Origin of the sequence: Pseudomonas sp. A2 (assembly GCF_023100865.1) — a bacterium.
Lineage (GTDB): Bacteria > Pseudomonadota > Gammaproteobacteria > Pseudomonadales > Pseudomonadaceae > Aquipseudomonas > Aquipseudomonas asiatica.
Genome location: NZ_CP039127.1, coordinates 3754727 through 3779610 on the forward strand (window position 1 = coordinate 3754727; position 24884 = coordinate 3779610).

General features: G+C 63.2%; 28 protein-coding genes. 16 read left to right on the top strand and 12 right to left on the bottom strand.

Annotation, left to right across the window (positions count from 1 at the left end; all coding sequences use genetic code 11):
- Window positions 1–25: 25 nt before the first annotated feature.
- A complete protein-coding gene (locus tag E5221_RS17320) occupies window positions 26–856 on the top strand; it encodes an AraC family transcriptional regulator (protein ID WP_247846068.1) in 831 nt (276 codons plus the stop codon).
- A gap of 50 nt (window positions 857–906) precedes the next feature.
- The gene (locus E5221_RS17325) at window positions 907–1491 is read left to right on the top strand and encodes a LysE family translocator (protein WP_061551750.1); all 585 of its coding nucleotides are present in this window, start codon (window positions 907–909) and stop codon (window positions 1489–1491) included.
- A gap of 58 nt (window positions 1492–1549) precedes the next feature.
- Here E5221_RS17325 and E5221_RS17330 read toward each other — a convergent pair whose 3' ends face one another.
- Window positions 1550–2767 (bottom strand): sugar transporter, encoded by a 1218-nt coding sequence (locus E5221_RS17330; RefSeq protein WP_247846069.1) that lies wholly within the window; start codon window positions 2765–2767, stop codon window positions 1550–1552.
- 204 nt (window positions 2768–2971) lie between these two features.
- Here E5221_RS17330 and E5221_RS17335 point away from each other — a divergent pair, with 204 nt between their 5' ends.
- Window positions 2972–4291 carry a hypothetical protein gene (locus E5221_RS17335; protein WP_182329415.1) on the top strand — a complete coding sequence of 440 codons (1320 nt, stop codon included), beginning with the start codon at window positions 2972–2974 and terminating at the stop codon, window positions 4289–4291.
- A gap of 137 nt (window positions 4292–4428) precedes the next feature.
- Here the strand turns inward: E5221_RS17335 and calA are convergent, their stop codons facing one another.
- Window positions 4429–5481: a vanillin reductase gene (gene calA, locus E5221_RS17340; RefSeq protein ID WP_247846071.1), complete on the bottom strand. Its 1053-nt coding sequence runs from the start codon at window positions 5479–5481 to the stop codon at window positions 4429–4431.
- A gap of 180 nt (window positions 5482–5661) precedes the next feature.
- Between calA and E5221_RS17345 the strand changes: the two genes are divergently transcribed.
- On the top strand, window positions 5662–6567 hold the full coding sequence (locus tag E5221_RS17345) for an AraC family transcriptional regulator (RefSeq protein WP_024087366.1): 906 nt from the start codon (window positions 5662–5664) through the stop codon (window positions 6565–6567).
- Window positions 6568–6896: 329 nt separating this feature from the next.
- On the opposite strand, the gene E5221_RS17350 is transcribed toward E5221_RS17345, so the two are convergent.
- Window positions 6897–7493 carry a TetR/AcrR family transcriptional regulator gene (locus tag E5221_RS17350; protein ID WP_100412870.1) on the bottom strand — a complete coding sequence of 199 codons (597 nt, stop codon included), beginning with the start codon at window positions 7491–7493 and terminating at the stop codon, window positions 6897–6899.
- Between the two features lie 93 nt (window positions 7494–7586).
- On the opposite strand from E5221_RS17350, the gene E5221_RS17355 reads away from it, so the two are divergent.
- On the top strand, window positions 7587–8183 hold the full coding sequence (locus tag E5221_RS17355; RefSeq protein WP_039614470.1) for an NAD(P)H-dependent oxidoreductase: 597 nt from the start codon (window positions 7587–7589) through the stop codon (window positions 8181–8183).
- Between the two features lies 1 nt (window position 8184).
- On the opposite strand, the gene thpR is transcribed toward E5221_RS17355, so the two are convergent.
- Window positions 8185–8730, bottom strand: a complete 546-nt coding sequence (thpR, locus tag E5221_RS17360) for an RNA 2',3'-cyclic phosphodiesterase (RefSeq protein ID WP_247846073.1) — start codon at window positions 8728–8730, stop codon at window positions 8185–8187.
- Between the two features lie 124 nt (window positions 8731–8854).
- Between thpR and E5221_RS17365 the strand changes: the two genes are divergently transcribed.
- From E5221_RS17365 to E5221_RS17390, 6 genes are all read left to right on the top strand, one after another.
- On the top strand, window positions 8855–9655 hold the full coding sequence (locus E5221_RS17365) for a hypothetical protein (RefSeq protein ID WP_123084499.1): 801 nt from the start codon (window positions 8855–8857) through the stop codon (window positions 9653–9655).
- A gap of 147 nt (window positions 9656–9802) precedes the next feature.
- On the top strand, window positions 9803–10702 hold the full coding sequence (gene lpxO / locus E5221_RS17370) for a lipid A hydroxylase LpxO (RefSeq protein WP_123084498.1): 900 nt from the start codon (window positions 9803–9805) through the stop codon (window positions 10700–10702).
- 119 nt (window positions 10703–10821) lie between these two features.
- The gene (locus E5221_RS17375) at window positions 10822–11166 is read left to right on the top strand and encodes a carboxymuconolactone decarboxylase family protein (RefSeq protein ID WP_013973174.1); all 345 of its coding nucleotides are present in this window, start codon (window positions 10822–10824) and stop codon (window positions 11164–11166) included.
- A gap of 78 nt (window positions 11167–11244) precedes the next feature.
- On the top strand, window positions 11245–11814 hold the full coding sequence (locus tag E5221_RS17380) for a GNAT family N-acetyltransferase (protein WP_061551754.1): 570 nt from the start codon (window positions 11245–11247) through the stop codon (window positions 11812–11814).
- A gap of 78 nt (window positions 11815–11892) precedes the next feature.
- Entirely contained in the window at window positions 11893–13101 is a 1209-nt protein-coding gene (gene sstT / locus E5221_RS17385; protein ID WP_247846074.1) for a serine/threonine transporter SstT, read from the top strand.
- A gap of 167 nt (window positions 13102–13268) precedes the next feature.
- A complete protein-coding gene (locus tag E5221_RS17390) occupies window positions 13269–13916 on the top strand; it encodes a DUF480 domain-containing protein (RefSeq protein WP_025339663.1) in 648 nt (215 codons plus the stop codon).
- Window positions 13917–13920: 4 nt separating this feature from the next.
- Here the strand turns inward: E5221_RS17390 and E5221_RS17395 are convergent, their stop codons facing one another.
- The 8 genes from E5221_RS17395 to E5221_RS17430 form a co-directional block, all read right to left on the bottom strand.
- Complete coding sequence (locus E5221_RS17395; protein WP_013973178.1) at window positions 13921–14109, bottom strand: hypothetical protein; 189 nt, start codon at window positions 14107–14109, stop codon at window positions 13921–13923.
- Window positions 14110–14278: 169 nt separating this feature from the next.
- The gene (gene ahpF, locus E5221_RS17400) at window positions 14279–15841 is read right to left on the bottom strand and encodes an alkyl hydroperoxide reductase subunit F (RefSeq protein WP_061551757.1); all 1563 of its coding nucleotides are present in this window, start codon (window positions 15839–15841) and stop codon (window positions 14279–14281) included.
- A gap of 124 nt (window positions 15842–15965) precedes the next feature.
- Complete coding sequence (ahpC, locus tag E5221_RS17405) at window positions 15966–16529, bottom strand: alkyl hydroperoxide reductase subunit C (RefSeq protein WP_004375926.1); 564 nt, start codon at window positions 16527–16529, stop codon at window positions 15966–15968.
- A gap of 325 nt (window positions 16530–16854) precedes the next feature.
- Window positions 16855–18210, bottom strand: coding sequence for a glutathione-disulfide reductase (gorA, locus tag E5221_RS17410; protein ID WP_015270869.1), 1356 nt, complete (start codon window positions 18208–18210; stop codon window positions 16855–16857).
- A gap of 188 nt (window positions 18211–18398) precedes the next feature.
- Window positions 18399–19238, bottom strand: coding sequence for a UTP--glucose-1-phosphate uridylyltransferase GalU (gene galU / locus E5221_RS17415; RefSeq protein WP_013973181.1), 840 nt, complete (start codon window positions 19236–19238; stop codon window positions 18399–18401).
- 239 nt (window positions 19239–19477) lie between these two features.
- On the bottom strand, window positions 19478–20392 hold the full coding sequence (locus E5221_RS17420; protein WP_061551759.1) for a c-type cytochrome: 915 nt from the start codon (window positions 20390–20392) through the stop codon (window positions 19478–19480).
- Window positions 20389–21039 (bottom strand): c-type cytochrome, encoded by a 651-nt coding sequence (locus E5221_RS17425; RefSeq protein ID WP_247846075.1) that lies wholly within the window; start codon window positions 21037–21039, stop codon window positions 20389–20391. Before E5221_RS17425 ends, E5221_RS17420 begins: the two co-directional genes overlap by 4 nt.
- Before the next feature lie 77 nt (window positions 21040–21116).
- Window positions 21117–21476, bottom strand: a complete 360-nt coding sequence (locus E5221_RS17430; RefSeq protein WP_015270872.1) for a hypothetical protein — start codon at window positions 21474–21476, stop codon at window positions 21117–21119.
- 160 nt (window positions 21477–21636) lie between these two features.
- On the opposite strand from E5221_RS17430, the gene E5221_RS17435 reads away from it, so the two are divergent.
- The 5 genes from E5221_RS17435 (at window position 21637) to modB (ending at window position 24883) form a co-directional block, all read left to right on the top strand.
- Entirely contained in the window at window positions 21637–21939 is a 303-nt protein-coding gene (locus E5221_RS17435) for a DUF1883 domain-containing protein (RefSeq protein WP_004375922.1), read from the top strand.
- 7 nt (window positions 21940–21946) lie between these two features.
- Window positions 21947–22117 carry a hypothetical protein gene (locus E5221_RS17440; protein WP_013973186.1) on the top strand — a complete coding sequence of 57 codons (171 nt, stop codon included), beginning with the start codon at window positions 21947–21949 and terminating at the stop codon, window positions 22115–22117.
- 43 nt (window positions 22118–22160) lie between these two features.
- Complete coding sequence (locus E5221_RS17445; RefSeq protein WP_061551760.1) at window positions 22161–23249, top strand: nitronate monooxygenase family protein; 1089 nt, start codon at window positions 22161–22163, stop codon at window positions 23247–23249.
- 195 nt (window positions 23250–23444) lie between these two features.
- On the top strand, window positions 23445–24203 hold the full coding sequence (modA, locus tag E5221_RS17450) for a molybdate ABC transporter substrate-binding protein (RefSeq protein WP_061551761.1): 759 nt from the start codon (window positions 23445–23447) through the stop codon (window positions 24201–24203).
- Window positions 24203–24883, top strand: coding sequence for a molybdate ABC transporter permease subunit (modB, locus tag E5221_RS17455; RefSeq protein ID WP_061551762.1), 681 nt, complete (start codon window positions 24203–24205; stop codon window positions 24881–24883). Before modA ends, modB begins: the two co-directional genes overlap by 1 nt.
- Window position 24884: the final 1 nt, after the last annotated feature.

Here is a 24884-nt window from a genome sequence, read left to right on the forward strand (position 1 = left end):
GCGATTTCTGCCACGGCACGCCCCCATGAGCAACTGGATCGACCTCAAGCAAGACGCCGACACCGGCATCGAGTCGGTCCGCGCGCATTTCGTCGGGCATGCCTACGACCCGCACTGGCACGACAGCTTCCTGGTTGGCGTTACCGAGCAGGGCGTGCAGCAATTCGATTGCCGGCGAGTGCGCCATCGCAGCACGCCGGGGAACGTATTCCTGCTGGAGCCAGGTGAAATCCATAACGGCCATGCGCCCACCGAGGACGGCTTCACCTATTCGACCCTGTACCTGGAACCCACCTGGGTGGACAGCCAACTGCGGGCACTTTTCGAACACGCGCCGGGCGACAGCCTGCCCAGCTTCGCCGATACCTTGTGCCACGATGAGCACCTGGCGCGTGCCACTGCCCTCGCCTTCCAGGCCGTGCATACCCAGGATTTGCGCATTGTCCGGCAGACGGCCATGGACGACCTGCTGGCCTGCCTGACCCGCCACCTGCACTGGCGCCGGCGCCTGAACCCGGACCCGCGCCTGCCGCTGACCGCGCAGCGCGCGCGGGATTACCTGCACGCCAACCTTGAGCGCGACATCGGCCTGGAAGACCTGGCCCAGGCCTGTGGCATCGACCGCTTCCGCCTCACCCGCGCATTCAAGGCCGCATTCGGCCTGGCGCCGCATGCCTATCTGATCCAGCTGCGCCTGGCCCGGGCGCGGCGCCTGCTCGCCCAGGGCCAGACTCCCACCGAAGTGGCCATGGCCCTGGGCTTTGCCGACCAGAGCCACCTGGGGCGCTGGTTCCGCCGTGCCTACCAGCTGACCCCGGCCGACTACCGCAAGCGCTGCTCAAACCTTCCAGACTGAAAGGCGGCGGGCAGCGAGCATGGTGCTTCGTTTATCCGGAGCCCTTGATCATGTCGCAGTCGTTGTTGCCCTTCATCCTGTTTGCCTTGGTATCCAGCATCAGCCCGGGGCCGACCAACCTGTTGATTCTTGCCCATGGGGCCCGCTTTGGCCTGTGCTCGAGCCTGGCGCCGGTCGTTGCGGCCTGCGGTGCCGCAGCGGCGATCGTGCTGATGGTGGGCCTGGGGCTGGGTGAACTGCTGCTGCGCCACCCGCTGGCCCAGCAGTTGATGAGCTGGGCCGGGGTTTTGTGGTTGAGCTGGCTGGCGTGGAAGATGCTGCGCAGTGCCGCCGCCCCGCTGCAGTCGGCCACGGCGCAAGGCTTCAGTGCACTCAGCGCAGCCTCGTTGCAGGTAGTGAACCCCAAGGTGTGGTTGATGGCCGTGGCGGTGGTCGGGGTGTTTGCCTCGCCGTCGTTGCCGGTATGGCAGCTGGCGCTGGTGTTCTGGCTGATTGCCCTGCCATGCATGGCGGCGTGGGCGCTGCTGGGGGTGGGCAGCGCGCGATGGTTGCAGGCACCGCGGCGGTTGCGGGTGTTCAACCAGGTGTTGGCGGGGCTGCTGTTGATTTCTGCATGGGCTGCCGTACTGGCTTGAGCCCGCTATTGCCAGTACCGGCCTCTTCGCGGGCGTGCCCGCGAAAAAAACAGCACGGTCATTCAGGAATGCCCTGCCCCCCGCCCAGCGCCTCGCGGAACTGCCGGGTGCTGGCCACAGCCAGCAGCAACCCGGCCACTGCCACGCTACCGCCCACCAGGCCGATATCCGCCACATCCAGCTGGCTGCTGACGATACTGCCCAGCAACGCGCCACCGCCAATACCGATGTTGTAGATACCCGAGAACAGCGCCATGGCCACATCGGTGGCATCGGACGCCAGTTTCAGGGTCTTGGACTGCAGCGACAGGCTGAAGCTGAGGATCGCCACACCCCAGAACATGCTCAACGCGGCAAAAACATAGAAGTTGCCCGACAGCGGCAACAGCAGCAACAGGCACGCCGCCAGCAGGCCGATCGAACCTACCAGGAAGCCATGCGGGAAGCGGTCGCTGTAACGGCTGAACAGCACCGAGCCGAACACCCCGGCGCCGCCGAACAGCAGCAGCAATAGCGTGGTGCGCTCTGCGCCTATCTGCGCCACGTGCAGGGCGAACGGCTCGATATAGCTGTAGGCGGTGAACTGCGCGGTAATCACCAGCGTCACCAGCACATAGGTGATCACCAGCGCCGGGCGCTTGAACAGGATCGGCAGGCTGCGCAGCGAGCCCGAGTTCTGGCTAGGCAGCAGCGGCAGCGACTTCATCAGGCACAGCATGGTCGCCAGCGCCACCCCGGCAATGCTCAGGAAGGTGATGCGCCAGCCCAGCGCTTCGCCCACCACGCGGCCCAGCGGGATGCCCAGGACCATGGCCAGGGTGGTGCCAGTGGCCAAAAGGCCCAGCGCCTTGGCCTGCTGCCCTGGCGGCGCCACGCGCACCGCCAGGGAAGCCGTGATGGCCCAGAACACCGCATGCGCCAAGGCAATACCGATACGGCTGACCAGCAACATGGCAAAGCTCTGTGACATCCACGACAGCAAGTGGCTGACGATGAACACCAGGAACACGAACAGCAACAGCCGCCGCCGCTCGATGTTGCGCGTCAGCAGCATCATCGGCAGCGAGGCCAGCGCCACCACCCAAGCGTAGATGGTCAGCATCAGGCCGACTTGCGCGGTGCTCATGTCGAAGCTGCGGCCAATGTCGCTGAGCAGCGCCACCGGGACGAACTCGGTGGTGTTGAAGATGAAGGCCGCCAGGGCCAGGGCAATGACGCTCAGCCAGCTGCCGCTACCCGCCGTGGGTGGCATGTTGGTGGGTATGGGTCCATTCATGGGTACAAACCGCTTCTCCGCAGGCAAGGCAACAGGACGCAAGTCAGCCACCCTCTTGCCGGGGTGTCGACGCACGCTTTGTTATTGGAAGGAATGCCCGGCATGGTACGCGTCAAGCCGGGGGCTCACAACCGCGAGGCGGGCAGAAGGAGTAACATGCGCGCTTTGTGCGAACGCATATGCAACAAGGAGCCCGATCCGCTCATGGACCAGCAGCACTCCCAGCAGCAACAGTGGCAGCAGGCGGTCACCGCCTATGCCCAGGCCGTCAACGACTATGTCGCGCAGGGCCGCGCGCAAGGCTGGGATGACCTCGAAGAGCCCCTGCCGCAGGCCACCGAGCATTTGCTCGATGCCTGGCTGCAGGCCCTGCAAGCAGCCAACCGGCCCGGCGTCGAAGCCTTTGAGCAGCAAGCCTTCCGCGAAGCCTGGCCGCCCGCCCACCACCCCTTGCTGCCGCTGATCAAGGAGCACGGGCAAGGTATCGGCAACGTCCTGCTGCTGGAGGATGGCAGCCTGCTGGCACGTATCGGCATGCCGCATGACAAAGGCCAGGTGGTGCGCATTGACCCTCTCGGGGTGACCCCGGTGATCGGCGTCGATCACTTCGGCCGCTGCCCGGCCCGCCGCTATTTCGCCCTGGCCAATGCCGAGGGCATACGCGTGACAGATGGCTGGGGCGGCCCGCAGGTGCTGCGTCTGGCCTGGCCCACGGGGTTGGAGGGGTTGCCGCCGGGTTACCCGTTCGAGCCCTTCGACCTGCCGCCCACGCCGACCACGCTGATCCCCTTCCCGGATGGCCAGCGGGTGCTGCTGGTAAGCGCCGAGGGTATCTTCCTGCTGACCCGCCACGGTGCGACCCGCCTGCTGCCGCACCAGGCGCGGGTGCTCGACGAACTGGACGAAGGCACCGACCCGGACGACATCAGCCTGGGGCTGAGCATGGAGCACGGTGCGGTATCGGCGGATGGTCGGTTGATCGTGGTTGGCGAGCAAGGCAGCCGCCACGTGGTGCTGGATGACCAGCTCCGGCCCGTGGCGGCCATCGGCCCGGCCAGCGAGTATCCGCACTTTGCGCTGTTCAATCGTGCAGGTGACCAGTTGATAGTCAATGCCTGCCATTTCCATAGCGGTGCCACGCTGGCCGTCAGGGTGGCCGACTTGCCGGGGCTGGATACCGACTACTACAGCCAGGACCCGCGTACCCCGCTGGTACAGGATGGCGCACGGGTGTATGCCGGCGTGGCGCGCGAGGGCGAATATATCGTGGGGGATGCCTATGGTTACCTGCGGGCATTTGGCGAAGATGGCACGGAGCATTGGCAGCATTACCTGGGGTCGACCATCAGTGCCCTGGATATCAGTGCCGACGGGCGTACGCTGGTAGCGGCGAGCCATGCCGGGTTCGTTTCGGTGATTGCCCTGGACAACGGGCGGCCAGCCTGGCAGATCGGTACCGGGGCGCATGGCGAGGTACGGCGGTGGTTGTTCTGGAAAGGCTGGGACAGGGCATTGGCCTGGTAACAGTTGCAGCATCTTCATTGCCTGTACCGGCCTTTTCGCGGGCTCGCCCGCTCCCACAGGTAGATCACAGCTTACGAAACCTGTGCAGTACCTGTGGGAGCGGGCGAGCCCGCGAAGGGGCCGGGACAGGCAACCAATCAGCCCTGCAAAGTGGCCATATCGATCACGAACCGGTACTTCACGTCCCCGGCAATCATCCGCTCATACGCCTGGTTGATGTTGCGGATATCCAGCAACTCGATATCACAACGAATCGCGTGCTCGGCGCAGAAATCCAGCACTTCCTGCGTCTCGGCAATACCACCGATCAACGACCCTGCCAGCACCCGGCGCTTCATCACCAGATTGGCCGCATGCACTGCCGGGTCGATCGGCTCGATCAGGCCGACCAGGATGTGCACGCCATCGAATTTCAGGGTTTCCAGGTACGGGTTGAGGTCGTGCTGCACCGGGATGGTGTCGAGCAGGAAGTCGAAACGGCCTGCTGCTGCTCGCATCTGCTCGGCATCGGTGGACACGATCACATGGTCGGCACCCTGGCGGCGGGCTTCGTCGGCCTTGGCCTGGGAACGGGTGAACAGGGTCACTTCGGCGCCCAGCGCCTTGGCCAGCTTGATGGCCATGTGGCCCAGGCCGCCCATGCCGAGGATGCCGATCTTGTGACCAGGGCCGACGCCGTGGTGCTTGAGTGGCGAATAGGTTGTGATGCCGGCGCAGAGGATTGGCGCGGCGCTGGGCAGGTCCATGCCGGCCGGGATGCGCACCACGAAGTGCTCGCTGACCACGATGCTGCTGGAGTAACCGCCCATGGTGTTGCTACCGTCGACCCGGTCCGGGGTGGCGTAGGTCATGGTCGGCCCTTCCAGGCAGTATTGCTCCAGGTCCTTGGCACAGGCTTCGCAGTGGCGGCACGAGTCGACCATGCAGCCAACGCCGACCAGGTCGCCGACCTTGTGTTTGGTCACTTTGTCGCCCACGGCAGTGACGCGGCCGATGATCTCGTGGCCAGGCATCAGCGGGTACACGGCAATGCCCCATTCGTTGCGCGCCTGGTGGATGTCGGAGTGGCATACGCCGCAGTAAAGGATGTCGATGGCGACGTCGTCAGGGCGCGGGCTGCGACGCTCGAAGGTCATGGGAGCCAGAGGGCTGGTGGGGGTCTGGGCGGCGTAACCGATTGCGGTATACATGCAGGGCCTCGCTATGAAGTGAAACGATTCAGGCTGCGCATTCTGCGCGCCATGCGTCGCTTCGCCCACGACTGATTCTCCGGTATCGATGCCTGATTCTCCGAAGATGCCATGCAGCATCTGGCGCCGAGCGTTCATTCTGCGATGATCAAACTGTCTGATTCTCTGCCCAGGTCCATCATGCAACTGACCCGCCACGTCGACGCCAATGCGCCGCTTTGCACACTGATCCGCAGCCTTGCCACGCGCCCAGGCTTCGTGCCCACGCACCTGCCCCAGGTGCAGGTGCTGAGCTGGGACCACTATGTGGCCAGCAGCCCGCAGATCTACGAACCCAGCTTGATGATCCTGGCCCAAGGCAGCAAGCTGGCGCGCCTGGGGCCGCGTACCCTGGAATATGGCGCCGGGCATTACCTGGTGCAGGCACTGTCGGTGCCGTTCATGTGCGAAACCTTTGCCACCCCCGAAGCACCGTTGCTGGGCGTGGCGGTGGACATCGACCGCGGCGTGCTGGGTGAACTGGTGCAAAGCATGGCCCTGGCGCCGGATGCCGCGGTGCAGGCGCAAACCCCGCATTCAATGACCTCGGCTGCACTCGATGCGCCGATGCGCGAATGCGTGGAACGGCTGCTGCGCTGCCTGCAGGACCCGGTGGACGCCAAGGTGCTGGGCCCGGCGCGGGTACGCGAGGTGCTGTACACCGCCTTGCGCGGCCCACAGGCGGGCGTGTTGCGGGCGCTGGTGGAGCAACAAGGGCACTTCGCCCGCATCGGCGCCGCCCTTGCCCACCTGCGCGAACACTACACCGAGCCGCTGAGCGTTGAAGCGCTGGCCGCACGCGCCAACATGAGCGTTTCGACCTTCCACGAGCACTTCAAGCGCTGCACCGACATGGCGCCGATGCAGTACCTCAAGCGCCTGCGGCTGCTGAAGGCGCAGCAGATGCTGATCGGCGAAGGCCTGGGGGTGGCGCAGACCGCGCACCGGGTGGGGTACCAGAGCACCTCGCAGTTCAGCCGCGAGTACAAGCGCCAGTTCGACCGCAGCCCGGGGGATGAATTGCCGTACCAGAGCCTGCCGGTGTAATCGCCTGCCCTGGCCCCATCGCCGGCAAGCCGGCTCTCATGGAACAACACATGACTTATTGGTTCAGCAAGGTTCTGTAGGAGCAGCCTTGTGCTGCGAAGAGGCCGATACTGCCAAAGCCAGTCTATTGCTTGTGCCGGCCTCTTCGCAGCACAAGGCTGCTCCTACAAAGGACGCGGCAAACGAGAGATAGTTGTTCTCTGCGCGACAGCGCAGCCCAAAAGGGCTGGGCAATCTCCCGCAGATACTGCACAAGGCTTGAGGTCGATGCAGTCGAGGTGGTGCTTGCCGGCGATGGGCTGCAGAGCAGCCGCGGCACTCTCAAGGCTTCATTGCCGCTCGACCATCGCCACTATTGCTGCCTGCAATTCGGCCTTGGCCTGCCCCACCTCCAGTTCCCCCGCAGCAGCCGCCTGCGACAAGGCATCCGCCGCCCCTACCAGCAAGCGCATGCCCGCCACCCCGATGTTGCCACTGGGCGAAAACCCGGCCAACGCCTCACGGCATTTGTCCAGAAACGGCTGCTCATAGGCTCGCTTCAGCGCTTCCATTTCCGGCGAGCCGGCCAATGCCGCCGACACTCCGGGTATCTCCAGCCCCTGGCTCATCACACAGTCCACATACGCCTCGGCAATCACCCCGGCGCGGCTGGCCAGGCTAGCGTCACAACGCGCCAGCGCCTGCTCCAGCATCCGCGACTGCCGTGCATCGTATTGCTGGTACAGCGCCACCAACAACCCGGTCCGGGTCTCGAAATGGTCATAGACCACCGGCTTGGTCACCCCCGCCTGCTCGGCCAAACGCCCCAGGCTCAAGGCATCGGTGCCCTCCTCCCGTACCAGCTGCCAGGCCACATCGAGCAACTGCAGACGGCGCTCTTCGCGGCTCAGGCGCTTGCGCGAGCGGCCTTGATCATCGCTTGACATCGTTTACCTACCAAAAGTAACTTACTAAAAGTAACTTACCTTGAGTATATAGCGCTCTGGGTAACCCTGCATCCCAATCTTGGAGAGCCAACCATGCATGCCCTGATCGTCGTCGGTCATCACGACCCGCAATCCCTCACCCATGCCCTGGCCCGACAGATCGCCGCCGGCCTGACCAACGCCGGCCACGGCAGCGAAATCGCCGACCTGGCCAGTGAAGGTTTCGACCCGCGTTTCGGCCTGGCCGACCATGCGGTGCACCGCAGGCTGGCAGCCCCGCCGGCGGATGTACTCAGGGAGCAGGCGCGTATTGATCGCGCCGATGCGCTGGTGCTGGTCTACCCCATCTATTGGTGGTCGCTGCCGGCCTTGCTCAAAGGCTGGGTCGAGCGGGTGTTCAGCAATGGCTGGGCCTTCGATTATGAAGGGGGCATCACCGTCAAGAAGCTGCGCGGCATGAAGGTGCACCTGGTCGGTGTCGCCGGTGCCGACAGCGGCACTTTCGAACGTCACGGCTATGGCGAGGCGATGCGCGTGCAGATCGAGCACGGCATCTTCGACTACTGCGGCGCCGAGGTACTCAGCTCCACCCTGCTGGACGACAGCGAAGGCGCAGCCCCGGCACTGCACCTGCACACTGCACGCACGCTGGGCGAGCAGATGTTCGCAGACTGCGAGGCCATGGCCTGAATCAGCCTGAAAGCGGCCATTGCGCCAATGGCCAGTAAGCGCCCTTGCGCGACTCGTACAGTGTGAAATGGCGGGCGGCGAGGTAGAAATCCGGCGCGCTGCTGGCCTCTGGCGGCTGGCCGCGGTAATCCCTGGCCAGCGTCAGGTGCGGGCGATACTCACGGTCGGCCGCGGCCACCCCCAACGGCAGCAGCGCCTGCTGCAAGCTGTACACCAGTTGCAACAGGGCCGGTGGGGTCTGCTGCGCCTCCAGCACCAGGGCGCTGGCCCGCTGCCATACCTGCAGGCGGTCCAGCAACAGCCTTGGTGCCGTGGCCGGTAGCGCCAGCTGGTCGACCGCCGCGCAAATAGCAGGCACATGGGCGGTATCCACATCGCCGAGAAACAGCAGTGTCACATGGAAGTTGGCGGCCGGCACCGGTCTTCCGCTGCGCAGGTTCAGGCCACGTCGCCACTGGGCCAGGGCGCGGCGCTGGGCATCGCTGACCGGCAAGGCGAAGAACAGGCGCTTGAATGGTTTTTCGATACGTCCGCTGACCGGTGTCATCGTGCCGCTCCTCAAGATGGCAAAGCACGTACTGATGCGTTGGGAAACCCGCAGGTCTGTCAGTTTCGCGGGCAGGCACCCAAACCATACGCTGAGTCCTCAATTCAATCACATAGATACGGCCATGAAACAGCACCAGCAAACACGGAATACCCAGCCTGCCATGCAAGCGAAACTGAAGTGGGGCAACCAGCGTGAGCGCGAGTTCACGACTGATGTCATAGATACAGATGTCAGTAATGGCAACCGCTCATTTTTCGCCATTCAGTACACGGAGGGATCAGATACCGCTTATAGCTATATATTCCTGAATATCCCGGAACGTTATCTGGTGGCGGGCGCATCCCTCAAGATCGGTGCAGGTGAGAAAGCCGAGATCAACGCCTATTTCGGTTCGACTTCGATTGGTCGCTCAGGTTGGGCGACCGGGGGCTCAATCGATATTACCGAGATGGATGAGGCTTCCAAGGCATTTGCCGCAACGTTCCACTACACCATTGAACACACCATGGGCATGGTCGAGATCGTGGATGGCTCGTTGTCCTTGTCACTGGCCGACGATGCAAAGACCAACGGCACCGGCCGGGTCACCGCCAACCTCGACCCCACTATTTTCCCCTCGCTGGGCAACCTTGACGCTCAAACCATCAAATCCAAGGTACTTCAAGACGGGCGCATCCAACTCTCCGCCAGGCAGCAAGTGGACAACGCTTCCCAAGGCATCCTGATGCTGTTCAATGAGCAACATGCACGCCTGCTTTTCTTGATTGGCAGTTTGGGCTTTCCCATGACTGGGGGCTGCGTGAAACATGAGTGGAACGTGGAGAACAGGACCCTGACCGCCGAATTCACTGATTATGTAATCAGCTACCAAGGCAAGGACCATCACATCACCGGTGGCAGCATCGAGGTGACTCTGGCCTGATGCATCGCCTGCAGACCTTGGTACAGCGGTGACGCTTGTACCAAGGTCTGCCACTGTTGCGTCACATTCTTCTATAAAGCATCGACTCGATTGTTTATGCTGGCGGGCTTAGCCATCACGCGTGGCCATTACTTGACGTATCCGCCCATGAAAATCGCCTTAGTCCTCATCTTCATCCTCTCTATCGCCTATGTTCACCTGCGCGGTCGCGTTCGCCACAAGCTGACCCGTCAGCTGGGCGACCACTCCAGTTTCCTGGCCCCGGTCAACAGCTTCCTGTACCTGTTTTCCCGGCACCCGGCCAAGCCTTACCTGCCGGTGGAGGCCTTCCCTGAACTGCAGACGCTGCAGGACCATTGGCAGGAAATCCGCGAGGAAGCCCAGCAACTGCTGCATGTGGGCGAAATCAAGAAGTCCGACAATTACGATGATGTCGGTTTCAACTCATTCTTCAAGACCGGCTGGAAGCGCTTCTACCTGAAGTGGTACGGCGAAAGCCACCCGTCGGCGATGACCCTGTGCCCACGCACCACCGAGTTGCTCAAAGGCATCGGCACGGTCAAGGCCGCCATGTTCGCCACCCTGCCACCGGGCGCCAAGCTGGTGCGCCACCGCGACCCGTATGCCGGCTCGTACCGCTACCACCTGGGCCTGGACACGCCGAACGACGATGGCTGCTACATCGATGTGGACGGTGAGAAGTATTCCTGGCGCGATGGCGAGGGCGTGATCTTCGACGAGACCTACATCCACTACGCGGCCAATACCACCGAGCACAACCGCATCATCCTGTTCTGCGACGTGGAACGCCCGCTCAAGTACCGCTGGGCAACCGCGTTCAACCGCTGGTTCAGCCGCAACGTCATGGCCGCTGCCGCCGCCCCCAACGATGCCGGCGACAAGACCGGTGGCATCAACCGGCTGTTCACTCGTATCTACAAGATCCGCGAACGTGGCAAGGCGCTGAAGAAGCGCAACCGCACGCGCTACTACCTGGAGAAGTGGGCGTTCGTCGCAGCGTTGGTGCTGGTGTTCATCTATATCTGATCGATGTGGGAGCGCGCAGTCCAAAGGCCTGCGCGCAACCAACCAAAGTACAAGCCACACACTTTCCACTCTTCGACTAGCCTGAAAGCTCCACTCGCAACCTCCCCAAGGTGAAGACGATGAGCATGATGGACTGGGACGCCTACCGTAAGCAGTTGATGGCCGGCATCGGCGATCTCAAGCAGCTATCCCCTGACACCGTGGCCGGCTACATGACCGCCAGCGGCGCAGGGGCCAAGACCAACCACCTGGACGCCAAGACCCGCGAGCTGATCTCCCTCGCCGTGGCCGTGACCACACGCTGCGATGGCTGCATCGCGGTGCATTCGCAGCAGGCCGTCAAGCACGGTGCCAGCCGCGAGGAAATCGCCGAGGCCCTCGGCGTGGCCGTGGCGATGAACGCTGGTGCCGCGCTGGTTTACTCGGCACGTGCCATGGATGCGGTGGGCAAGGCCAACGGCTGAACGCAAATGGCGTCGCCGCCCTTGCGCGACGGCGCCGCGCCACCCAGACTGGGCGGCCCAGCCCTTGCAGGAACCCGCATGATCCACATCCGCCCCATGACACCGGAAGACTTCGAACACTTCTGGCCCACCTTCCAGGCCGTCGTACAGGCCCGTGAAACCTACGCATTCGACCCGGCCCTCAGCTTCGAACAGGCCCGCCAGCTGTGGCTGGAACTGCCCATGCGCACATTCGTGGCCGAGGAAGACGGCGCGATGCTGGGGTCGTATTACCTCAAGGCCAATGCCGCCGGGCCCGGTGAGCACGTGGGCAATTGCGGCTACATGGTCTGTGAAACGGCACGCGGCCGCGGCGTCGCGCGGTTGATGTGCGAGCACTCCCAGAAACAGGCACGCCAGGAGGGCTTTCTGGCCCTGCAGTTCAACTCGGTGGTGGCCACCAACGAGGTGGCAGTGGCGCTGTGGCACAAGCTGGGCTTCGAAACCGTTGGCCGCTTGCCCAAGGCCTACCGCCATGCCCGCCTGGGGCTGGTGGACTGCCTGGTGATGTACAAGTGGCTGGCGGACGAGCCGGTAGTGGAGAAGCCGCCACTGCTGATCGGGCGCAAGAACATCGAGGCGCGGGTGTCGCGGCGGCGCGGGCGCTGACTTCTTCAGGCCGCCCTGCTCGACGAAGGTCTATGGTAAAGTCGCGCCCTTTTTGAACATGCTGGGATATCGTTGCACATGACCCCCGTCCTCCGCTTCCTCAACCGCACCAGCCTGGTGACGCAGATCGTCATCGGCCTGATCGCCGGCATCGCCCTGGCCCTGCTTGCGCCCGCCATCGCCCGCGACATGGCCTTCCTCGGGAAAGTCTTCGTCAGCGCCCTCAAGGCGGTGGCGCCCGTGCTGGTGTTCATTCTGGTCATGGCATCGATCGCCAACCACCGTCACGGCCAGGAAACCCATATTCGCCCGATCCTCTGGCTGTACCTGCTGGGCACCTTCAGCGCAGCGGTAGTCGCCGTGGTCGCCAGCATGCTGTTCCCGTCCAACCTGGTGTTGACTACCAGCGACGCTGCGCTGAGCGCGCCGGGGGGCATTACCGAGGTGCTGCAGAACCTGCTGCTGAGTGCGGTCGACAACCCGATCAACGCCCTGCTCAACGCCAACTTCATCGGCGTACTGACCTGGGCCATCGGCCTGGGCGTAGCCCTGCGCCATGCCGGCGAAACCACCCGCACCGTGGTAGAGGACCTGTCCAATGGCGTGACCCTGATCGTACGCGTGGTCATCCGCTTCGCCCCGGTGGGCATCTTTGGCCTGGTCAGCGCCACGCTGGCCCAATCGGGCCTGGACGCCCTCCTTGGCTACCTGCACCTGCTGGCGGTGCTGATCGGCTGCATGCTGTTCGTGGCGCTGGTGATGAACCCGCTGATCGTATATTGGAAAATCCGCCGCAACCCCTACCCGCTGACCCTGCTCTGCCTGCGCGAAAGCGGTATCACTGCTTTCTTCACTCGCAGCTCGGCAGCCAACATCCCGGTCAACCTGGCCCTGTCGGAGCGCCTTGGCCTGCATGAGGACACCTATTCGGTGTCGATCCCGCTGGGTGCGACCATCAACATGGCCGGTGCCGCCATCACCATTACCGTGCTGACCCTGGCGGCAGTGCATACTCTGGGTATTATGGTGGACCTGCCGACCGCCGTGCTGCTCAGCGTGGTGGCGGCGGTCTGTGCCTGCGGCGCCTCGGGCGTGGCCGGTGGCTCGCTGCTGCTGATTCCACTGGCGTGCAGCCTGTTTGGTATCCCTAGCGAAATTGCCATGCAGGTGGTGGCGGTGGGCTTCATCATCGGCGTGCTGCAGGATTCGGCCGAGACGGCGCTGAATTCTTCGACCGATGTGCTGTTTACCGCAGCGGCGTGCCAGGCTGAAGAGCGTAAAGCCTGAGTTTGCAGGGCCCCTGTGGGAGCGGGTTCACCCGCGAATCAGGCGACGCGGTGCATGGCACCGGCTGCGCCGGTGTTCGCGGGTGAACCCGCTCCCACAGGGGCCAATTGCCTAACACGATGGCATTACCTACCCTAGTGGCCTTTCCCCAGCAATGAGACAGGGCCATGTCAGAACACGAAACCGCCGGCGAAGGCCGCTTCAACAGCATCGAGATCCGTATTCTCGGCTCGCTGATCGAGAAGCAGGCCACCAGCCCGGAAAGCTACCCGCTGACCCTCAACGCCCTGGTCCTGGCCTGCAACCAGAAGACCAGTCGCGAGCCGGTCATGAACCTCACCCAAGGCCAGGTCGGCCAAGCCCTGCGCGCCCTCGAAGGGCAGGACATGACCCGTCTGCAGATGGGCAGCCGCGCCGACCGTTGGGAACAACGGGTGGACAAGGCACTTGAGCTGGTGCCGGCGCAACTGGTGCTGATGGGCCTGATGTTCCTGCGCGGGCCGCAAACCCTCAACGAACTGCTGACCCGCAGCAACCGCCTGCACGACTTCGACGACACCGAGCAGATCCAGCACCAGCTGGAGCGCCTGATATCGCGCGGCCTGGCCTTGCACCTGCCGCGTCAGGCCGGCCAGCGCGAAGACCGTTACACCCATGCTTTGGGCGACCCTGCCGAAATCGAGGCAATCCTGGCTGCCCGGCAGCAGGAAGGCGGGGCACGCAGCAGCGGCGGCAATGTGTCGGAAGAACGCATCGAAGCCCTCGAAGCCCGCATCGCGGCGCTGGAGGCACGCCTGGCCGAACTGGAAGGCTGAGCCGTCACGGCTCGGGGTCGGGGAAGTTGCGGCAGCTCTTGCGCTCGGCCAGCTCCCGGTCACTGGGGCGCTGGTCGACGAACACGGTGCGGCCGTCGGCGTAGATTTCCAGGTAGCCCCAATGCAGGTCCTGCTCTTGCTGCCCGGGCTTTGGGGGGACTAGCCACCAGGGTTCGCGGCTGATCAGGGTCATGGGTGTGATTCCTGAGGGTGTCTGCAGTAATCATAGACATCCTCGGTTATTTCTTTGCTTTTGCCGGCCCTTTCGCGGCTAAAGCCGCTCCTACAGGGATCTGTACAGTTTTCAAAATCTGCGCAGTACCTGTGGGAGCGGCTTTAGCCGCGAAGAGGCCAGTACGGGCTTACGCCGGTGCCGAAGTGCGGATCAGGTGGTCAAAGGCCGCCAGCGATGCCTTGGCCCCCTCACCCACCGCAATCACGATCTGCTTGTACGGCACAGTCGTCACGTCACCCGCCGCAAACACACCAGGGATGCTGGTCTGGCCCTTGGCATCGACAATGATCTCGCCACGCGGCGACAGCTCGACGGTGCCTTTCAGCCAGTCGGTGTTCGGCAGCAGGCCGATCTGCACGAAGATGCCTTCCAGCGCCACTTCATGCTGCTGGTCGGTGGTGCGGTCCTTGTAACGCAGGCCGGTCACCTTTTCGCCATTGCCCAGCACTTCGGTGGTCAGCGCACTGGTGATCACCTTGACGTTCGGCAGGCTGTGCAACTTGCGCTGCAGTACCGCATCGGCACGCAGCTGGCTGTCGAACTCGATCAGCGTTACCTGGGCGACGATACCCGCCAGGTCGATGGCCGCTTCCACGCCCGAGTTGCCTCCACCGATCACCGCCACGCGCTTGCCCTTGAACAGTGGGCCGTCACAGTGCGGGCAGTAAGCCACGCCACGGGCGCGGTATTCCTGTTCGCCCGGCACGTTCATCTCACGCCAGCGGGCACCGGTAGCCAGGATAACGGTCTTGGCCTTGAGCGAGGCACCGCCGGCAAGGCGTACTTCGTGCAGGCCGCCATCGGTGGCCGGGATCAGCGCTTCACCGCGCTGCAGGTTCATGATGTCCACGTCGTACTGCTTGACGTGCTCTTCCAGCGCCGTGGCCAGCTTCGGCCCTTCGGTTTCCTGTACCGAGATGAAGTTCTCGATGGCCAGGGTGTCGAGCACCTGGCCGCCGAAACGCTCGGCCGCAATACCAGTGCGTATGCCTTTACGCGCGGCATAGATGGCTGCCGAAGCGCCGGCTGGGCCACCACCGACCACCAGCACATCGAAGGCGCCCTTGGCGTTGATCTTTTCGGCCTGGCGGCTGCCTGCGCTGGTGTCGATCTTGCCGAGGATTTCTTCCAGGCCCATGCGGCCCTGGCCAAACACTTCGCCGTTCAGGTAAATGCTCGGCACCGCCATGATCTTGCGCGATTCCACCTCCGCCTGGAACAGCGCGCCATCGATGGCCACGTGGCGCACGTTGGGGTTGAGGACCGCCATCAGGTTCAGCGCCTGGACCACGTCCGGGCAGTTCTGGCACGACAGCGAGAAGTAGGTCTCGAAGGTGAACTCGCCTTCCAGCGCCTGGATCTGTTCGATCACTTCGGCACTGGCCTTGGACGGGTGGCCCCCGACCTGCAGGAGTGCCAGCACCAGCGAGGTAAATTCGTGGCCCATGGGGATGCCGGCGAAGCGCAGGTTTATGTCGGCTCCCGGGCGGTTCAGCGAGAACGATGGACGACGGGCATCGCTGCCGTCCGCGCTGAAGGTAATAAGGTTCGACAGGCTGGCAATTTCCACCAGCAGGTCGTGCAACTCGCGGGATTTCGCGCCGTCGTCGAGGGAGGCAACGATCTCGATCGGCTGGGTGACCCGCTCCAGGTAGGTTTTCAGTTGCGATTTAAGCGTGGCGTCCAACATACGGGCGATTCCTTTTTCAAAACTCGGATACAAAAACGCCCAGGCGAACTCGCCCGGGCGCTTTACGGGGCGGTAGGAACTTCAGCTTTGGCGGCTGGCTACCGCCCGCGACATACACATCGGCTTAGATCTTGCCGACGAGGTCCAGCGACGGGGCCAGGGTGGCTTCGCCTTCTTTCCACTTGGCCGGGCAAACTTCGCCTGGGTGAGCGGCAACGTACTGGGCAGCCTTCACCTTGCGCAGCAGTTCGGCAGCATCGCGACCTACACCACCGTCGTTCAGTTCGACGATCTTGATCTGACCTTCCGGGTTGATCACGAAGGTACCGCGATCGGCCAGGCCGGCTTCTTCGATCAGCACGTCGAAGTTGCGCGAGATGACGTGGGTCGGGTCACCGATCAGTGGGTACTGGATCTTGCCGATGGTGTCCGAAGTGTCGTGCCAGGCTTTGTGGGTGAAGTGGGTGTCGGTGGACACACCGTAGATTTCCACGCCCAGCTTCTGGAACTCGGCGTAGTTGTCAGCAAGGTCACCCAGCTCGGTCGGGCAGACGAAGGTGAAGTCGGCCGGGTAGAAGAACACGACAGACCACTTGCCTTTCAGGTCGGCTTCGCTGACCTGGACGAACTCGCCTTTGTGGTAGGCGGTGGCGTTGAACGGTTTGACCTGGCTGTTGATGATTGGCATGAGAGACGCTCCTTCATGGGGTTGGAATCAGTTGATGGAGAGAATCCTAACCGCTGGTCCCGATAAAGGCTCATTGGCAAAGCTCATGCTTTTGATTGGTTTTGGCTATAACCGGTAGTAACTAATAGAAGGGAATGGGCTGAGCAAAGGATTGCGGGGTCATACCCCTGACTCCATGGTCGTGTCACTCCTGTAGGAGCGGCCTTGTGTCGCGATGGGCTGCGAAGCAGCCCCTGTGTATCTCACGATTGCAGAAATACTGGGGGCTGCTTCGCAGCCCATCGCGACACAAGGCCGCTCCTACAACGGTATGCGTTCCGTTGAGTCAGCGCGTCGCGGTGCGCATGGTCACGAACTCTTCGGCCGCCGTCGGGTGCACGCCGATGGTTTCGTCGAACTGTTGCTTGGTCGCACCGGCCTTCAGGGCAATGCCCAGGCCCTGGATGATCTCGCCGGCGTCGGGGCCAACCATGTGGCAGCCCAGCACCTTGTCGGTCTCGGCATCGACCACCAGCTTCATCAGGGTCTTTTCCTGGATGTCGGTCAGGGTCAGTTTCATCGCACGGAAGCGGCTCTCGAATACCTGCACCTTGTGCCCGGCCTCCAGCGCCTGCTCTTCGGTCAGGCCCACGGTACCGATGGGAGGCTGGCTGAAGACTGCGGTGGGGATGTTCTGGTAGTCCACCGGGCGGTATTGCTCAGGCTTGAACAGGCGCCGGGCCACGGCCATGCCCTCGGCCAGAGCCACCGGGGTCAGTTGCACGCGGCCAATCACGTCGCCAATGGCCAGGATCGACGGCGCGGTCGTCTGGTACTGCTGGTCAACGCGAATGTAACCGCGTGCATCCAGCTCGACGCCGGTGTTTTCCAGGCCCAGGTTGTCCAGCATAGGGCGCCGGCCGGTGGCATAGAACACGCAATCGGTGACCAGCTCGCGGCCATCCTTGAGGGTGGCCTTGAGGCTGCCGTCCTCGAGCTTGTCGATGCGCTGGATGTCGGCATTGAACTGCAGGTCGAGGCCGCGCTTTTCCAGTTCTTCCTTCAAGTGCGTGCGCACCGAACCGTCGAAGCCACGCAGGAACAGGTCGCCACGGTACAGCAGTGTGGTAGCCGACCCCAGGCCCTGGAAGATGCCGGCGAACTCGACGGCAATGTAGCCACCGCCCACCACCAGCACCCGGCGTGGCAGGTCCTTGAGGTAGAAGGCCTCGTTGGAGGTGATGGCCAGTTCCTTGCCCGGAATGTCCGGCACCTGTGGCCAGCCACCGGTGGCGATGAGGATGTGCTCGGCGGTGTAGCGCTGGCCTTCCACTTCCACTTCATTGGCACCGGTCAGACGCGCATGCCCCTGCAGCAAGGTAACCCCGCTGTTGACCAGCAGGTTGCGGTAGATGCCGTTGAGGCGCTCGATTTCCCGGTTCTTGTTGGCAATCAGGGTGCCCCAGTCGAAGTGCCCTTCTTCCAAGGTCCAGCCGAAGCCTGCGGCCTGCTCCAGTTCGTCGGCGACGTGTGCGCCGTACACCAGCAGCTTTTTCGGCACGCAGCCGACGTTGACGCAGGTGCCGCCCAGGTAGCGGCTCTCTGCCACTGCCACCTTTGCCCCGAAGCCGGCGGCAAACCGCGCCGCGCGCACACCGCCGGACCCGGCACCAATCACGAACAGATCAAAATCGTAGGCCATGTATTCACTCTCCTAGGCAGGCGGCCAGCATAACGCACTGGGGCCGCTTTGCGACCCTTCGCGGGCCCGCCCGCTCCCACAGTACCGGCGCAACCTTGAAGGCCTGCACAATACCTGTAGGAGCGGGCGCGCCCGCGAAGGGCTGCAAAGCAGCCCCAGTTATCAGCTTTGATACAAGTAGCGGCTTATCAGTAAGCCTTGCCAGTCTTGTAGTAGTTCTCGAAGCAGAAGTTGGTCGCGTCGATGTAACCCTCGGCGCCACCGCAGTCGAAACGCTTGCCTTTGAACTTGTAGGCGATCACGCAGCCGTTCTGCGCCTGTTGCATCAGGGCGTCGGTGATCTGGATCTCCCCACCTTTGCCCGGCTCGGTGTTGGCGATGATGTCGAAGATATCCGGGGTCAGGATGTAGCGACCAATGATCGCCAGGTTCGACGGGGCGTCTTCCGGCTTTGGCTTCTCGACCATGTTGGTGACACGGAAAATGTCGTCACGGATCATGTCGCCGGCGATCACGCCGTACTTGTTGGTTTCCTGCGGATCGACTTCCTGGATGGCGACGATCGAGCAACGGAACTGGTTGTACAGCTTGACCATCTGGGTCAGTACGCCGTCACCTTCCGGGTTCACGCACAGGTCGTCCGCCAGCACCACGGCGAACGGCTCGTCGCCGATCAGCGGGCGGCCAGTCAGGATGGCGTGGCCCAGGCCTTTCATTTCGGTCTGGCGGGTGTAGGAGAACGAGCACTCGTCGAGCAGGCGACGGATACCAACCAGGTATTTTTCCTTGTCGGTGCCCTTGATCTGGTTTTCCAGCTCGTAGCTGATGTCGAAGTGGTCTTCCAAAGCACGCTTGCCGCGCCCGGTGACGATGGAGATCTCGTTCAGACCGGCATCCAGTGCCTCTTCAACGCCATACTGGATCAGTGGCTTGTTGACCACCGGCAGCATTTCCTTGGGCATGGCTTTGGTAGCGGGCAGGAAGCGGGTGCCGTAACCGGCTGCCGGGAACAAGCATTTTTTGATCATATACGTCCTTACAAAAGGCTAGGCCAGTGGAATTCGGCGCAGTCTAATCAGGCGGCAGTCACCTTACAATGCCCTACCTGTGGCCGATCGATGGGAAGATAGAGATAACCCAGTGTAGATAGTTCCGGGGGATCGTAAATATTGCTGTCATCCATGACAGATGGATGACAGGAAATCGGGGTTTCCTGTACTGGCCTCTTCGCGGACAAGCCCGCGAGGAGGCCAGTACAGGCAATACATCAGCTACCGGTGCCCTGCCCTATGAGCACACCATCGACCTTCTGCCCATACAGGTTCACCCCGTCATTGGCATGGAACTTCACCCGCGTTTTCTCGATGGAACCCTCCACCAGCCGCGGATCCTGCGGCCGTTCATGGCGATTGACCCAGGCCGCCACATCCCAGGCCTGCTGATCGCTAAGGCTGCCCGGCTTGCCCAGCGGCATGTTGTACTTGATGAACGACGCCGCGGTATTGATCCGGTGCATGCCGGCGCCCCAGTTGTAGGAGTCCTTGCCCCACAACGGCGGCATCACGTACTCGCCCGCCACCTTCTGCCCTTCGCCATTGTCGCCGTGACAAATCGCACACTGCTCACGATAAACCTGCTGACCGCGCTTGAAGTCGTATCCGCCCTTTGGCTGCGGCACCTCCGGGTACCCGCGCCCGGCAATCTCGACGCCGGTCGGCGCCTTGGTCGACAGCCAGTACGAATACACCGCCAGCGCCGTCATCTGCGGGCTATCGGCCGCAGGCGGCTTGCCGTTCATGCTGAACTGGAAGCAGCCCTGGATGCGCTCGGCATAGGTGTTGACCTTGTCATTTTTCTTGCGGTAGGCGGGGTACATCGGGTACGCCCCCCACATCGGCGCGGAATGCGCCAGCCGCCCCTGGTCAAGGTGGCAGTTGCTGCAGTTCATGCCGTTGCCCACAGCCTCGGGCATCAACCTGCGGGTGTCGACGAACAAGGCATGCCCCTCGCGTACCATCTGGCCAAAGGCATTGTCAGGCAACTCGCTTTCCGCTGGTGGCACGAACTGCGGCGCGGCCTGCACGCCAGGCACTTTCAACTGCGACTGGTCTTCCATGGCAATCTGGGCGGCGTGTGCGCTGCCCATGGCCAGCAGCAGCAGGGCTGGAATCATCGGTTTCATGGCTTGACCTCCTGGCTGGCGGGGCGGGCGAAGAACTCGGCAACGGCCTTGATCTCGTCATCGGTCATGGCCTTGGCCACGCCGACCATCAGCTGGTTGGGGTCATTGCTGCGCGTGCCGTCACGCCAGGCATTGAGCTGCGCCACCAGGTAACTGGCGGGCTGGCCGGCCAAGGGCGGGAAGTGTTCGCCAACCCCGCCACCGCCCGCGCCATGGCATTGCACGCAACCAGGAATCTGCCGGCTCCAGTCACCGTACAGGGCCATGCGGGTGGTGGGGTCATCGGCGATCTGCTGGCGACGCAGGTCGCCGGCAGGGTCTGCCGGCAGGCTGGCCAGATAGGTGCTGACCGCCTCGATCTCATTCTCGCTCAGGGCATTGGCAAGCGGCTCCATCACCGGCTGCTTGCGGCTGCCGTTGCGCCAATCATGCAATTGCTTGCTGAGGTAAGCGGCCGGCAGCCCGGCCAGGCGTGGGAAGCCGGCAGCGGCAATGCCTTTGCCGTCCGGGCCATGGCAACCCAGGCAAGCCATGGCGGCGGGGTTGGCCCCACCCTGGGTGAAGACTTTCTGGCCATCGGCGGCATGCGCCGTGGGCCAGGCCAGGATCAGCAGGCTGCCGACCAAGGCGCGACTCAACGGTGTCATCACGAATCTCCTTTTCTATTGTTATAAGCTTAGGCCTAAAACATATAAGTAAAAGGAGCGTGATCAGTTGCCCTGGATCAACTACCGGAAATGCATTGGGTGGCTGCGGTGCGCACGTCGCCCAGGCGCAGCGGGAAATTGTTCAGCCGCTCGTGCAGCTTGATGCTGCTGCCGCTGCCACGCTTGTCGATATCCACCAGCGCCGCCGGGCCCACGCCCGAGCTGATTTTTTGCGGCACGATCAGCCGCAGGCCATCGCCACGCTGCTCTTCCACAAGCGGGTCCCGGGTATCGGCCAGCTTCTGCTTGACGCAATCGGCATACGCGCGTGGGGACTTGCCCGAGATTACATCCAGCGTTTCATGCGACTGTTCCAGTTCCGTAACACTCACACAGCCACCCAGCGTCATCGCCAACGCCGCCACCATCCACTTCATTTGCAGCACCTCTGCCTTCAAGAATCCGCTTTGACCACAGCCAGGCTGTTTTGCTCCCTGCTTTGGCAGATTTATCTATGCCTGGCGGAACAGCGCGGCAGTGTAACCCGACATCGTGGTATCTTTCGCCTTTGCAGAACCAATCCTTGCGGAGCATCACATGAAATTCGTACACCAGCGCGAGCACCTGAACGAGGACGATATCGTCGTCATCGAGTGCTCCCAGCGCTGCAATATCCGCCTGATGAACGACGCCAACTTCCGCAGCTTCAAGAACGGCGGCCGTCATACCTACCACGGTGGCCATTTCGACAAGTTCCCGGCGAAGATCACCGTGCCAAGCACCGGTTTCTGGAACATCACCATCGATACCGTGACCACCCGCCCGATCTCGGTTACCCGCAAGCCAACCTTGACCCACAAGATCAAGATCGTCCGTCGTTCATCGTCGAAACTCAGATAAGGCCACCATGACCCAGACCACCAAGTACGTCATCAAGTACAAGCTCGACGGCCAGCGCCGCTGGGACTTCGCGCTGATGCCCGACGCCTCCCTCGAACAAGCCCTGGAAGCCCTGCGCAAGATTCACGGCGAAGACGCCGAGAAGATCAGCGACATCCAGGTCAGCAAAGCCTTGTAAATACCCGCCCCACCGTACCGCCCGCCCGCGCAAGGAGAATCGCATGAGCCACTGGCCCGACCGCCGCATCCTCGACCTGCTGGGCATCGAGTTGCCCATTCTGCAGGCCCCCATGGCCGGTGCGACGGGCTCGGGCATGGCCATTGCCGTGGGCCTGGCGGGCGGTTTGGGCGCCCTGCCCTGCGCCATGCTCACGGGCGACCAGGTGCGCACCGAGATCGCTGCCTTCCGCGCCGGCTGCCCGGGCCGCCCGTTGAACCTGAACTTCTTCTGCCACCAGCCGCCAGCGCCCGATGCCGAGCGCGATGCACGCTGGAAGCAGGCGCTACAGCCCTATTACAGCGAAGTGGGAGCCGACTTCACGGCGCCCACGCCGGTGTCCAACCGGGCGCCTTTCGACGAACATAGCTGCCAGCTGGTCGAGCAACTGCGCCCGGAGGTGGTGAGCTTCCACTTCGGCCTGCCACATGCCGGCCTGCTGCAACGGGTAAAGGCCAGTGGTGCCAAGGTGCTGTCCAGCGCCACTACAGTAGAGGAAGCCGTGTGGCTGGAGCATCACGGCTGTGATGCGATCATTGCCATGGGCTATGAGGCGGGCGGTCATCGCGGCATGTTCCTCAGCGACGATATCACCAGCCAGATCGGCACCTTCGCGCTGGTGCCGCAGGTGGCCGATGCGGTCAGCGTCCCGGTGATTGCCGCTGGCGGCATTGCTGACCACCGCGGCCTATTGGCGGCATTGGCCTTGGGTGCTTCGGCAGTGCAGATCGGAACTGCGTACCTGTTCTGCCCCGAGGCCAAGGTGTCGCCGGCGCATCGCCAGGCCCTGGACAGCGCCCCGGCCAGCGACACGGCGCTGACCAACCTGTTCACCGGCCGACCGGCGCGTGGCATCAACAACCGCATCATGCGCGAGCTGGGGCCGATGAGCGATTTGGCCCCGCGCTTCCCGCTGGCCGGCGGGGCCTTGATGCCTTTGCGGGCGATTACGGATCCGCAGGGCAATAGCGATTTCAGCAACCTCTGGTCGGGGCAGGCGTTGCGGCTGGGCAGGCACATGCCGGCGGGTGAGTTGACCCGGGAGATTGCCGAAAAGGCGCTGGCAGTGATCGGCCGCCAGGCGTCTGCATAAGCAGGTTCGGCCTCTTCGCGGGCTTGCCCGCTCCCACAGGCCCACCACTGATTTTGAATGCTGCGCAGTACTGTGGGAGCGGGCAAGCCCGCGAAGGGGCCGGACCTGGCCATGCATCATCCTGCCCCCTTCCCGGCCCATGGCCTATCGCTATATAGTTAAGGATATAACGATAAGCCCCAAGGAGCTGTCTTCATGCGTATCCGCCCGCCCCACTTGGCTGCCACTGCCCTGACCAGCCTGCTTGCCTTCAGCACTGCCTGGGCCGATGAAGTCCAGGTCGCGGTCGCAGCGAACTTCACAGCCCCTATCCAGGCCATTGCCAAGGACTTCGAGAAAGACACTGGCCACAAGCTGATTGCTGCCTATGGCGCCACCGGCCAGTTCTACGCACAAATCAAGAATGGCGCGCCGTTCGAGGTATTTCTCGCTGCCGACGACAGCACCCCCGCCAAGCTCGAGCAGGAAAACGCGATTGCCCCGGGCTCACGCTTCACCTACGCCATCGGCACCCTGGCGCTGTGGTCGGCCAAACCCGGCTATGTCGACGCCAACGGCGAAGTGCTGAAGAACAACCAGTTCAAGCACCTGTCCATTGCCAACCCGAAAACCGCGCCCTACGGTCTGGCCGCCACCCAGGTGCTGGACAAGCTGAAGCTGACCGAAGCCACCCGGCCCAAGCTGGTCGAAGGGCAGAACATTACCCAGGCGTTCCAGTTCGTATCCACCGGCAACGCCGAGCTGGGCTTTGTCGCCCTTTCGCAAATCTACAAGAACGGCAAGGTCGAAAGCGGTTCGGCCTGGATCGTTCCCTCGTCCCTGCACGAACCCATCCGCCAGGACGCGGTAATCCTCGAAAAAGGCAAGGACAACCCCGCCGCCAAGGCCCTGGTCGACTACCTGAAAGGCCCGAAAGCCGCGGCAGTGATCAAATCCTACGGTTATGAAATCTGATGCCACTGGATGCCAGTGACCTGGGTGCCATCTGGCTGACCGTGAAACTGGCCAGCATGACCACCCTCATCCTGCTGATCGTCGGCACGCCCATCGCCTGGTGGCTGGCGCGCACGCGCTCGTGGCTGCGCGGGCCGGTGGGCGCGGTGGTAGCCTTGCCGCTGGTGCTGCCACCCACAGTGATCGGTTTCTACCTGCTGATCGCCCTCGGCCCAAATGGCTGGCTGGGCCAGGCGACCCAGGCGCTGGGCCTGGGCAGCGTGGTGTTCAGTTTTACCGGCCTGGTGATAGGCTCGGTGATCTACTCCATGCCGTTCGTGGTCCAGCCGCTGCAGAATGCCTTCGGCGCCATTGGCCAGCGCCCGCTGGAAGTGGCCGCGACGCTGCGCGCCAGCCCCTGGGACACCTTCGTCCACGTGGTGCTGCCGTTGGCCCGTCCGGGCTTCATCACCGCCAGCATCCTCGGTTTCGCCCACACGGTGGGCGAGTTCGGCGTGGTGTTGATGATTGGCGGCAACATTCCCGACAAGACACGCGTGGTCTCGGTGCAGATCTTCGACCATGTCGAGGCCATGGCCTATTCGCAAGCACACTGGCTGGCAGGTGCCATGCTGGTGTTCTCGTTCCTGGTGCTGCTCTTGCTTTACGCAGGACGCCGCGGCAAGGCTGGCTGGAGCTGAA